Source organism: Pedobacter steynii (assembly GCF_001721645.1).
GTDB lineage: Bacteria > Bacteroidota > Bacteroidia > Sphingobacteriales > Sphingobacteriaceae > Pedobacter > Pedobacter steynii_A.
In genome coordinates this window covers 1,115,537-1,128,550 of the sequence record NZ_CP017141.1, presented here as the reverse complement: position 1 = coordinate 1,128,550, position 13,014 = coordinate 1,115,537, and the positions used below count along the sequence as shown (strand labels likewise).

Annotated in this window: 6 protein-coding genes and 1 rRNA gene; 5 read left to right on the top strand and 2 right to left on the bottom strand. The window is 41.1% G+C overall.

The features are described 5' to 3' along the window. Positions 1 to 13 precede the first annotated feature (13 nt). The 5 genes from rrf (at position 14) to BFS30_RS04440 (ending at position 7,675) form a co-directional block, all read left to right on the top strand. Positions 14 to 125, top strand: a 5S ribosomal RNA gene (rrf, locus tag BFS30_RS04460). A 243-nt stretch (positions 126 to 368) separates the two neighbouring features. Further along, positions 369 to 1,349 (top strand): acyl-ACP desaturase, encoded by a 981-nt coding sequence (locus BFS30_RS04455; protein WP_069378169.1) that lies wholly within the window; start codon positions 369 to 371, stop codon positions 1,347 to 1,349. 260 nt (positions 1,350 to 1,609) lie between these two features. Then, positions 1,610 to 2,833: an ROK family protein gene (locus BFS30_RS04450; RefSeq protein WP_069378168.1), complete on the top strand. Its 1,224-nt coding sequence runs from the start codon at positions 1,610 to 1,612 to the stop codon at positions 2,831 to 2,833. A gap of 47 nt (positions 2,834 to 2,880) precedes the next feature. Continuing rightward, complete coding sequence (locus tag BFS30_RS04445; RefSeq protein ID WP_083251958.1) at positions 2,881 to 6,027, top strand: SusC/RagA family TonB-linked outer membrane protein; 3,147 nt, start codon at positions 2,881 to 2,883, stop codon at positions 6,025 to 6,027. 25 nt (positions 6,028 to 6,052) lie between these two features. Then, positions 6,053 to 7,675, top strand: coding sequence for a SusD/RagB family nutrient-binding outer membrane lipoprotein (locus BFS30_RS04440; RefSeq protein WP_083252284.1), 1,623 nt, complete (start codon positions 6,053 to 6,055; stop codon positions 7,673 to 7,675). A 75-nt stretch (positions 7,676 to 7,750) separates the two neighbouring features. On the opposite strand, the gene BFS30_RS04435 is transcribed toward BFS30_RS04440, so the two are convergent. After that, the gene (locus tag BFS30_RS04435; protein WP_069378166.1) at positions 7,751 to 11,143 is read right to left on the bottom strand and encodes a methylmalonyl-CoA mutase family protein; all 3,393 of its coding nucleotides are present in this window, start codon (positions 11,141 to 11,143) and stop codon (positions 7,751 to 7,753) included. A gap of 142 nt (positions 11,144 to 11,285) precedes the next feature. Continuing rightward, positions 11,286 to 12,953 (bottom strand): alkaline phosphatase PafA, encoded by a 1,668-nt coding sequence (gene pafA / locus BFS30_RS04430; protein WP_069378165.1) that lies wholly within the window; start codon positions 12,951 to 12,953, stop codon positions 11,286 to 11,288. Positions 12,954 to 13,014: the final 61 nt, after the last annotated feature.

Sequence of the window (13,014 nt, the reverse complement as noted above, 5' to 3'; positions counted from 1 at the left end):
ACAATAAAAATATTTAGGTGCCTATATCGGTGGTGTCTACCTCTTCCCATTCCGAACAGAGAAGTCAAGCCCACCAGAGCCGATGGTACTGCGGTAACACGTGGGAGAGTAGGTCGGTGCCAAATCTTAAAGTAAGCCTGTAGTAATACTACAGGCTTTTCTTGTTTAAAGGTTTTTTTTCCTGATTTGCTGAACAGGATGTCTTATTTAAAACTTATTCTTTCATCTGATGTTGTTAGTAGATGGTGCCAAATATTATGTCGGGGAAACTCCTTTATAAGGCCCTTAATTGCGAATAAAATAATGGTGAAACGATAAAATATGCAATTTTTGGTTATCTTTGGAACTAATTTAAAACATAAAAAACAATGAGTTTTTTCGCAGAAAAAAGAAGGGAAGTGATGCTGCACATTGAAAGCTATATGCTGGATGTAATGGACACCTACTTGAAACCGATTGACACTAATTGGCAGCCATCTGATTTCTTGCCTGATTCAACCAGTGAAACATTTTTCCAGGATATAAAACTATTGCGTGAGAATGCAGATGGGTTATCTTATGACCTTGTCGCTGTATTAATCGGAGATACCATTACAGAAGAGGCGCTGCCTACTTATGAATCATGGTTAACAATGGTTGATGATATCTCAAAAAACGAACAAGGTGGCTGGATGAAATGGGTACGTCATTGGACTGCAGAAGAGAACAGACACGGAGACTTATTAAATAAATATCTTTATCTGTCAGGGCGTGTAGATATGCGCCAGATGGAAATCTCTACCCAATATTTAATTGCTGATGGTTTTGATATCGGTACAGGACATGATCCATATAGAAACTTTGTATATACCAGCTTTCAGGAGTTAGCTACCAATATCTCTCACAGAAGAGTAGCCTCAATGGCGAAAAAAGACGGAGATGCCTTGCTGTCTAAAATGTGTGGTGTGATTGCTTCTGACGAGGCTCGTCATGCGAAAGCATATAAAGACTTTATGGCGAAAATCTTTGAAGTGGATCCTAATGAAGCAATGGTTGCTTTTGAAGATATGATGCGCAAGAAGATTGTAATGCCTGCACATTTCTTACGTGAAATGGGCCTTAAAATTGGCCAGACCTTTGGTCATTTTACAGATGCTGCGCAGCGTTTAGGAGTATATACTGCAGTGGACTACGTGGAAATTATGCAACAGCTGATTGAAGAGTGGAAACTGGAGAGCATGCGTGATTTAAACGATGCTGGTGAAAAAGCCCGTGATTATATCATGGCTCTTCCAAACAGATTGCTACGCGTGGCGGAAAGAATGAAAAATCCTACAATGGACTATAAATTTAGCTGGATACACGCTTAATAGAAATCAAGTCCATATCACAAAAAAAGCCCGGATATCATTATCCGGGCTTTTTTTGTGATAAATCATTTTTGGGTGCTGATGGGTACTCAAAGATCAACAAATTAAATAACAGCTGATTTTCTTGTCTTAATAAATATTTTAACTCTGCCAACTTATGAACGTTATTTTGTTTATAAGTGCATTTAATTGAATTTATTTAATAAAAATTGAAACATTTTAAAATAATTTATTAAGTTTATTAAATAGATTATTTTAATATGAAGATTAAACTTGTAAAAGCATCAGAATTGAAAAGCGAAATTTTAAAGAAGCTTTACTATGAAAATGCTCTTTCATGTGCCGAGTTGAGTATCCTTTTTGGTAAAAGTCTGCCAATAATTATGAAAGCTATTAATGAGCTGATTGAGGAAGGCTTTGTTGTGGAAGTTGGATACGCTCCTTCAAGTGGTGGGCGAAGACCTCTGACTTATGCTGTTAAGTCTGATGCAATGTATATTATGGCTGTAGCGATGGATCAGCTATCTACAAGGATTACAATTGTCGATTTGTACAACCGTCCCGTAGCGGAAGTTGAAATGGTAGAACTGCTATTGAACGACAATGCCATCGCATTGGATAAGCTGATTGAATACATCAATAGCTATATTTTAAGAACTGGAATTGAGAAAGCGAAAATATTAGGAATTGGAATAGGAATGCCAGGTTTTGTAAGTGCAGAACGAGGAATTAATTATTCCTATCTCGATGCTCAGGGAGAGAGCCTGAACGAATATATTTCTAAGGCAACTGGTCTGCCTACCTATGTAGCGAATGATTCCAGTGTCATTGCATTGGCAGAACAAAAATTTGGCGTTGCAAAATCTCAGGAAGAAGTAATGGTCATCAATCTTGGCTGGGGGATTGGCCTTGGGATGATTGTTAAAGGTGAGGTGTTCAGAGGACATGATGGTTTTGCCGGTGAATTTAGCCATATCCCCCTGTTTGAAGATGGAGCCTTGTGTATTTGTGGCAAACAGGGATGCCTGGAGGCAGAAGCATCTATGTTGGTGGTGGTAGAAAAAGCAAAAGAGGGCATTAAACAAGGTCGCCTGTCTACCTTACAATCTGTTATTGACGATCCGCTGAAGTTAATGGGAGATGCTATTTTCGAAGTGGCTGCAACGGGAGACCCCTTCGTTATCGAATTACTTTCTGATGCAGGTTATAAGATCGGAAAAGCCCTGGCTATTCTGATTCATATTATGAATCCAAAAACTATTGTCCTGAGTGGGCGCGGTGCTAAAGGTGGTAAAATCATGATGGCCCCAATTCAACTCGCGCTGAATAAATATTGCATTCCCCGGTTGGCAGCGAATATAGAAATACTCATTTCGAAGCTTGGTTTCGACGGAGAGATCATCGGCGCTGCTGTATTGGTTATGGAAAATTTTGACCAGGAAAAGCTAATTGTAAACACTAAAAGAATTCAAATGAATACATAAATATAATCAATCAACCCAAAATTAACCTAATCATCCACAAATCAACAATGAAAAAATCATTACTATTGACCGTAGTAATGCCCTGTCTTGCGCTGGGAGCTTTGGCTTCCAATACAGATCACGGTGCATTAAGAATTCGATCTCTGACCAGGACCGAGTTCGCAAAAAAAGCAGAAACTATTAGCGGAACCGTAAAAGATGTCAAAGGGCAGGCCCTTGCAGGTGTTAATGTTTTGCTTAAAGGAACAAAAATTGGCACCTCCGCAAATGGAGATGGCCAGTTCTCCATACAAGCCAATATCGGCGATGTATTGGTATTCAGTTATCTGGGATATACCACAAAAGAGGTCACCATTAGTTCCAAACAGTTAAGTGTTGTCCTCGAGGAGGATGGCCGACAACTTGGTGAGGTAGTGGTAACTGCACTCGGTATCAAAAAATCAGAAAAATCAATCACCTATTCCAGTCAGCAGTTATCAGGATCTGAATTGACAAAGGTAAAAAGCGATAACCTGATGAATTCCCTTAACGGTAAAATAGCGGGAGTAACGATATCACCTAGTGCTTCCGGTGTGGGAGGTTCTGCAAAGGTGGTATTAAGAGGAAATAAGTCAGCAGGAGGAAACAATCAGCCTTTATATGTGATTGATGGAGTACCTATATCTAACGGTTCAAATGCGAATGGTCAACCCAATAATACCTTCGGATCTAATGTCGGACAAGGTGGAACAGCTGCCGTTAGCGCCAGTCAGGACGGCGGTGATGGTATTTCTAACCTGAACCCCGACGATATAGAGAACATCACTGTACTGAAAGGGGCGTCTGCCTCTGCTTTATATGGTAGTCAGGCACAAAATGGCGTAATCATGATTACCACTAAAAAGGGAAAAGCAGGTAAAGCAATAGTGAATTACGCTTCTTCTCTTACGCTGGACCAGGTTGCTTATAAACCGAAGTTCCAAAATAACTATGGAGAAACCAAAGCAGGAGCTACGGATAGCTGGGGAGAGAAATTAACAGGAGCGGCAGATCATGTATCTTCCTTTTTTCAAACCGGCAGAAACTGGACCAATTCTATTAATCTTTCTGGTGGTACGGAAGCTGCACAAAGTTATTTCTCTTACGCTAATACTGCGGCGAGGGGAATTGAGCCGACCAATGATCTTTCCAGGCATAATGTTAATTTCCGGGAGAGTGCAAAATTCTTTGATAACAGGCTAAGTGTAGATGGAAATATAAACTATATTTCACAAACGATAAAAAACAGCCCTGGACTGGGACTATATCTGAATCCTTTAACCGGTTTGTATTTGTTCCCACGGGGAAAAGACCTTTCCCCTTATAGAGATCAGTTTGAATTGCCTGCTGTTGCAGGAGGGAATGGTGCCCCAATTCAAAACTGGCCCTTTAATGAAGATGTGCAACAAAATCCATGGTGGATATTAAACCGCAACCTTAATGAATCCAGGAGAAACAGAATCCTGTTGAATGCCAGCGTAAAATATGATTTTACGAAATGGTTAAACCTGCAGGCACGCGGAAGTATCGACCGTACCAATGATAAGTATGAACAACGCCTTTATGCAGGAACGCATCCGGTTTTAGCGAAAAAGAACGGTCAGTTGCTGATGAGTGATCAGACTAATGAGCAAAAGTATGCAGATTTATTATTGACTTTCTCCGTTCCAGGTGAGTCGGATTTAAAAATAGATGGGGTATTGGGCACTAGTATTACAGATACAAAGACTGTGGGAACCCGTACTGGTCCTGATGCAAGTAACAATTATACCGAACCCGGATTAACCATTCCAAATATCTTTTTACCGGAGAATATTGCTACCGCAGCCGGAGGTCCGCCTACATTGACTTTGCCTAATAACCATAGCCAGATTCAGTCTCTGTTTGCAAATGCAAATTTTTCTTATAAAAACTGGGCTTACCTTACCCTGACCGGAAGAAGTGACTGGTCGTCAAATCTGGCCTTCACTCCCAACAAATCTTATTTTTATCCATCCGCAGGTTTGTCCTTTATTCTGAATCAGGCAATGAAGTTACCTGAGATCATCAGCTATGCGAAAGTGAGGGGTACTTATGCACAGGTTGGAAATACAGTTCCTTCTTATGTAACCAGACCTTTAACCCATATGAATATCGGTGGAGGTGTGCTTTTGAACTCTGTTGCGCCTTTTCCTCAATTGAAACCTGAGAAAACAAACTCCTTTGAGTTAGGTGCAGATCTTCGTTTTCTGAGCAACAGATTAAGTCTGAGCTTTACCTATTACAAATCGAATACACTGAATCAATTTATCCAGGTTATTCCTGCTTATACCACTACATTCTCATTGGGATATGTAAATGCGGGTGATATTCAAAATTCAGGTATAGAATTTAACCTGGGGTACGATGTGATCAAAAACGACGATTTTAGCTGGAATACCTCTTTTAACGGATCCGCTAATAAAAACAAAGTGATCGATGTAGATTCGAAAGATGGTATAAATCGTTTTGTATTGACGCCCAATCGTAACAATACTTACGAATCAGTGTTGACTACTGGTGGTTCTTTTGGTGATATTCATGGGGTTACTTTTCAACGTGATGCACAGGGTAGAATTTTAATCGGTAGCGGAGGAGCACCAATGGTGAATCCTGGATTTAACTATATTGGAAATCCTAATCCTAAGTTTCAATTGGGTTGGAGCAATAGCTTCGATTATAAAAATTTCAGCCTGAACTTTCTGATAGATGGCAAATTTGGTGGTGAAGTACTTTCTCTGACCGAAGCTTTACTGGATAAATATGGGGTGTCTAAAGCTTCCGGAGAAGCGAGGGATCGGGGGAGTGTAAATATCAATGGTGTTGATGCCGTTAAAGGTACTCCGATCAGCAGTGTTGATCCAAAAAAATGGTTTACCACTGTTGGCGGACGTGATGGGATCACAGAGAATTATATCTATAGTGCTACTGCAATTCGTTTGCGCGAGGTGTCTCTGGGATACAGCGTACCTTTCACTAAAGGGTTTGTAAAGAATGTAAGGCTTTCTTTAATCGGAAGAAACCTTTTATACTTTCATAAAAAAGCACCTTTTGATCCTGAAGTTACGATGTCAACCGGAAACGGACTTTCTGGCGTAGATGTGTTTAGTCAGCCGGCAACACGTAATATTGGTTTTAACCTGAATGTTACCCTGTAAATTATTCAATTTAAAAAAAGAAACAATGAAAACACCCTATATATTAATGGTACATCATGGATATAAGTTCTGCCAGGCAGTCTTATGTTTTCTACTATTATTCTCCTTAAGCAGTTGTACGAAAGACTTTGAAAAGTTCAATACAGATAATACCGGTTTTACTCCGGATCAATATCATATTGGTCTGGTTTATCCTGGAATTCAGAGTGCAATTTTTGGCCTTGAAGGAGACTATCAATTGACCCAGAATTTAAATGCAGATTGTTATGCCGGTTATATGATGTCTCCGAACCCTTTCAGAGGCAATATTAATAACCTGAATTATGATCTGGTAGATGGCTGGAACAGGCAATCCTTTATCGTTTCCTATACCAACTCCTTATTTGCGATCAACTCAATTGCTCAGGCAGGAACAAGAACTAAGTTACCTGATTTTTGGGGAATTGCATTGATTCTTAAGGTGGAGACTTTTAGCCGGTTAACAGATAAGTTTGGTCCGATTGCTTACAGTAAATCCGGCAGTTCTTTAATTTCAACCCCTTATGATAGTCAGCAGGATGCTTATAAGCAATTCTTTCTGGAATTAGATACTGCTGTTACCAATCTGAACACCTATGTAAAAGCTGCCGCCCAAAACTCAAGCATGGAAAAAAATCCTTTTGCAAAATACGATCTTGTGTATGGTGGTGAGTATAGCAAATGGATTAAGCTGGCCAATTCCCTGCGTTTGCGTTTGGCTATGCACATCGTAAAAGTTGATCCGGCTACTGCACAGTCGCAGGGACAGAAAGCTCTTGATCCGGCTAATGGTGGATTGCTGGCTACAAATGCGGACAATGCGGGTATTTCCGGCGGAGGTTATCACAATCCATTAAATGTAATTGCAAGCAGCTGGACTGATATTTCGATGGGAGCTTCCTTAGAGTCTTATATGACAGGGTATAATGATCCCAGATTACCTAAATATGTTTCGCCTGCAACTGATAACCTTTTTAAAGGTCAGTATAAAGGAATTCGCCTAGGATCGGCGGTCACAGCTAAACCGGGTTATAATGGTTTTTCTACCTTAAATGCATCCACTGCTTTTGGGCCTAATTCGCCCATGTGGATGATGACTGCTGCAGAAGTATATTTTCTAAAAGCAGAAGCCGGATTACGCAACTGGACGGGTGCGGGAGATGTAAAAAGTAATTATGAAACAGGAATCCAGGCCTCAATGGATCAATGGGGGGTATCTGCCGGTAATTATAAAAATGATGCAACCAGTTTACCTAAAGCCTATGTTGATCCTTTAAACGCAGCAAATAACGCTCCTGCGGTATCTACAATTACCATCAGCTGGGATTCAGGGGCTTCCAATGAGCGCAAGCTGGAACGAATTATTACTCAAAAATGGCTGGCGATGTTTCCGGAAGGTCAGGAAGCATGGACAGAATTCCGCCGTACCGGATATCCTAAACTTTTTACTGTCGTAAATAACAATAGTAACGGAGCTATAGATACACAAGTCCAAATCAGAAGGCTTGCTTACCCTGCCAATGAATACTCTACAAATGGAGCTGAAGTTCAAAAAGCGGTTCAGATGCTAGGAGGACCGGATAATGGGGGAACCAGATTATGGTGGGATGTAAATAAGCCTAATTTTTAACAGGTAATTTCATCATCACTGTATAAAAAAGGCTCCGTTGATAACGGAGCCTTTTTTATAGGTTAGAAAAAAACATTACATGTTTCTTCTGTATTGTCCCCCAACTTCATATAAAGCATTCGATATCTGGCCTAATGAACAGATTTTACAGACTTCCATGAGTTCTTCGAAGATATTATCTCCTGCTATGGCAGACTTCTGCAGTTTTCTAAGGGCTGAGGCTGTTTTGTCTGCGTTTCTTTCCTGGAAAGCTTTTAACGCGGTAATCTGATATTGTTTTTCCTCTTCTGTTGCGCGTATTACTTCTCCAGGGACAATAGTAGGTGAACCATTTTTATTCAGGAAGGTATTTACTCCTACAATTGGATATTCACCGGTATGTTTGAGTGTTTCATAATACAGGCTTTCTTCCTGGATTTTACCTCGCTGATACATGGTTTCCATTGCACCTAATACACCACCTCTGTCATTGATCCGTTTAAACTCAAGCAATACTGCCTCTTCTACTAAGTCAGTCAGGTCTTCAATAATAAAAGCTCCCTGTAAAGGGTTTTCATTCTTTGCAAGCCCTAATTCCCTGTTGATGATCAGCTGAATTGCCATCGCCCTGCGTACAGATTCTTCTGTTGGGGTCGTAATGGCTTCATCGTAGGCATTGGTGTGTAATGAGTTGCAGTTGTCGTAGATGGCATACAAAGCCTGCAATGTGGTACGGATATCGTTAAAATCAATTTCCTGAGCATGCAGGGAACGGCCTGAAGTCTGAATGTGATATTTCAGTTTTTGTGAGCGATCATTTCCTTTGTATTTATTTTTAATGGCTTTTGCCCAGATTCTTCTGGCAACACGACCGATAACCGAATATTCCGGATCGATTCCATTGGAGAAGAAGAACGATAGGTTAGGGGCAAAGTCATCAATATTCATTCCTCTGCTTAGGTAGTATTCCACAAAGGTAAACCCATTACTTAAGGTAAAGGCGAGTTGCGAAATCGGATTGGCACCTGCTTCAGCTATGTGGTAGCCAGAGATGGATACCGAATAAAAATTACGCACTTTTTCAGTGATAAAATAGTTCTGGATATCACCCATCATTCTCAAGGCGAATTCTGTAGAAAATATACAGGTATTTTGTGCCTGATCTTCTTTCAGGATATCAGCCTGAACTGTTCCCCTTACGGTACTGATGGCATAGGCCCTGATTTTTGCATATACGTCGGCTGGCAGAACCTGGTCTCCGGTTACTCCCAGTAGCATCAGGCCTAAACCGTTATTGCCTTCAGGAAGCCCTCCGCTATAGCTTGGTCTTGCGATTCCTTTAGCCTTATAAATCGCGGTTATCTTAGCTTCTGTTTCTTCCTGAAGCTCATGTTCCATGATATACTTCTCGCATTGCTGATCTATGGCTGCATTCATAAAGAAGCCCAATAACATAGGAGCAGGCCCATTGATCGTCATGGATACCGATGTTGAAGGAGCACAGAGGTCAAAACCTGAATATAGCTTTTTTGCGTCATCTAATGTGGCTATACTCACTCCGGAATTCCCTATTTTGCCATAAATGTCAGGCCTGAGGTGCGGATCTTCACCATATAAAGTTACAGAGTCAAATGCAGTGGATAAACGATGTGCAGGCTGGCCTAAAGACACATAGTGAAATCTTTTATTTGTTCTTTCCGGTCCCCCTTCACCAGCAAACATTCGTGTTGGATCTTCTCCGTCACGCTTTAGCGGGAAAACCCCTGCAGCATAAGGGAACTCACCCGGAACATTTTCTGTTAATAACCAACGCAGGATATCACCCCAGTCTTCATAGCGCGGAAGGGATACTTTAGGGATTTGAAGTTTGGATAAGGACTCATAAAATAAAGGTTGTCTGATCTCTTTATCCCTTACTTTATACACAAAGAATTCCTGTTTGTATTTGATCTTTGTTTCCGGCCATTGGCGCAGTAATCTTCTGCACTCTCCGTCCAGTTGTTCTTCGAGATGCTGATAGATATCCTGTAGTGCATCTCCGATATTTTCAGTTGCCGGAATATCTTTAATCAGTTTTTGTTCTTTAGACAGTTGGATGACCCCCTGAAGCTGGTATAGTTTCCTGGCAATGGCGCTTTGTTTTTCAACCCATTCATTGTAGGTCTGACTGGCTTCGGCAATTTCTGCGAGATACCTGGTTCGGTCTGGCGGGATGATATAAATCTTTTCTGACTGCTCCAAGGTGAGTTCCATTTGCGCGTTGAAATCGACTTTGGTTTTCTCTTTGATTTTGCCCATCAGGGCAGTAAAAAGGTTGTTCATTCCAGGGTCGTTGAACTGAGAGGCCATGGTTCCAAAAACAGGAATTGTCTCGTCTTTGGCATCGAAAAGGTTATGATTGCGTTTGTATTGCTTGCGAACATCACGTAACGCATCTAATGCTCCACGTTTATCAAATTTATTAATGGCTACCAGATCGGCGAAATCAAGCATATCGATTTTTTCTAACTGTGTCGCAGCGCCAAATTCAGGAGTCATTACATAGAGGGAAACGTCGCAATGCTCAGTAATTTCAGTATCAGATTGTCCAATTCCGGAAGTTTCCACAATGATCAGGTCGTAACCGGCGGCTTTACAGATGTCTATGCTTTCCTGAACATTTTTAGATAAGGCCAGATTGGCTTGTCTGGTGGCCAGGGAACGCATGTAGATCCTTGGGTTATTAATGGCATTCATACGAATCCTGTCGCCCAGCAAAGCACCTCCTGTTTTACGTTTGGAAGGATCTACCGAAATGATTGCCATGGTTTTATCTTTTACTTCAATCAGGAAGCGTCTTACTAATTCATCTACAAGGGAAGATTTACCGGAACCACCTGTTCCTGTAATTCCCAATACCGGAGCCTGGTTTTTAAGCGTTAGTTTTTTTAGCTCATCTACAAATGACTGTGCCGCTTCCGGATCATTTTCTGCAACAGTAATAGCGGAAGCAATACTCTTTACATTCTTCTGAGGAATGGTTTTAAGCTCTCCATTAAGCGTGGTTGTCGTGATGTAATCCGTTTGTTCCAGCATGTTATTGATCATGCCTTGCAAGCCCATTTTACGTCCGTCATCAGGGGAATAGATCCTGGTGATGCCATATTCCTGTAATTCTGCAATCTCGGAAGGAAGGATTACCCCGCCGCCGCCGCCAAAAATTTTGATATGAGCAGCACCGCGTTCCTGTAACAGGTCATACATGTATTTAAAATATTCAATATGCCCACCCTGATAGGAAGTCATGGCAATACCTTGTACATCTTCCTGAATGGCGCAATTTACCACTTCATCCACAGACCGGTTATGACCAAGGTGTATGACCTCTGCTCCGGACGACTGAAGAATGCGGCGCATGATATTAATGGTTGCATCGTGTCCATCAAACAGGGCAGCAGCAGTTACAAAACGTATTTTATGTTTGGGCTTATAGATTTCAATTTTCTCCATAGGATGGTTTTATAATTGGTAGGTAAAGGTAACAAAAACTGAGCGTAGGGTGGTTAAAATAGCCAAATCAATACAATAGGATGATGCATAAAAAAAGCCGTCCTGATTACATTCAGGACGGCTTTTTTTCTTATAAATTGATTTATTGATGGGTAAGCTCTGTGATCGGTTCTCCTACACAACCGCTTGGCATCTGTATATGCAGCATTGCGGCCAGTGTTGCAGCAATATCTGTCATATAATGTGTCTTGTTTGTCTTTCCTGGTTTTACATTCCAACCCATGAATACACAGGGAATATGAGCATCGTAAGGATTCCATGAACCATGAGTGGTTCCGGTTTTGCTGCTGCTATCGAAATAGTTGGGCTGAAGGATAAAATAGATGTCTCCGCTTCTTCTGGCATTGTATCCATTGGTGATCCTTGTTTTTATCGGTTCAGGTAAAGTGCTTGCTCCAACTTTATTCAGGTCTACCGCATTTACAAAACCATTTTGGGTTTTTAGGAATTCAATGCTGAAAGCTTTAATGGCATCAAAATCAAGTTTTGCATGCTCTATATTTTTATGATTAAAATAGATCTGGTTGTTCATTGATTTGATGATGGCTTGTTTTATGCCAAACTTAGCTTCCAGGCGGGTACTCAGTTCTTTTACCACCGGACTGTCGTCAATAGTTCCACCCGGTAATTTGTTCTCTGCCATAAATCCAGGTACATGCGCTGCACCATGATCTGCTGATAAAAAGAACAGGTAATTTCCTTTACCTACTTTGCTGTCCAGGTAGTCGAAAAATTCTGCCAGGTCTTTGTCTAATCTAAGGTAAGTATCTTCTGCTTCAATAGAATTCGGACCGAACATATGTCCTACGTAATCTGTAGAAGAGCAGCTTACTGCAAGGAAATCAGTGACATTATCCTTACCCAGGTCTTCAGATAGGATGGCCAGTTTAGCCAGATCTAAAGTCATGGTATTTCCATAAGGTGTACTTTTGATCATCTCAAAATTCTTACCTGCATACAATTTTAAAGGATGAGGGAAAACAGGGCTTTGCTCGCCTCTCGCTTTTCCTTCATAAGGCTTATCGTCTGCTGTACTCTGGGTATAGGTTTCGATTGGGTAAAGTGTAGGCCAGTTTTTCTCATAAAACTTATTTACCAGCTTGATTTTATTGTAATCCTCTACCCAGGATGGTAGTTTGGACATATAGTAAGTACTCGTGATCCAGTCGCCGGTTTGTCCGTCAAACCAGTAAGCTGCATTGGCAGAATGTCCGGCAGGAAGGATAGACCCGCGGTCTTTCAGAGAAATACCGATTACCTTACCCTGGAAATTAGTAGCCAGGCGAAGTTCATCGGTAATGGTGGTCGTCAACATGTTTTTTGGAGACATGACGCCAGCCATTGTGGTGCTTCCGACACTGGTTACCGCGGTATCTTCCGCGCAATATACATTACGACCCAATTGAGGATCATACCAGTCGTTACCGATAATTCCATTGATGGCGGGAACAGAGCCGGTATAAATACTGGCGTGTCCACATGCGGTATAAGTAGGAGTATAAGGGATGAAGGTGTTTTCGGCAGAGAAACCTTCATTGATAAGTCTTTTAAAACCTCCTGCACTGTATCTGTTGTAGTAGCGGTAAAGATAATCCCATCTCATTTGATCGATTACCATACCAACGACCAGTTTAGGTCTGTTGATGGAAGCAGGGAAGTCTTTGTTTGTAGCGGCAGGTGTTTTTTTTTGCGCCATGGATACACTACAGGTAACAAGTAGTGCAGAAAATAACAGGTAAATTCTTTTCATTGAGTTGTGTGTATTAAGAATTTTTAAAGGTAGTTAATCCATATAATTATTGAATTGACTG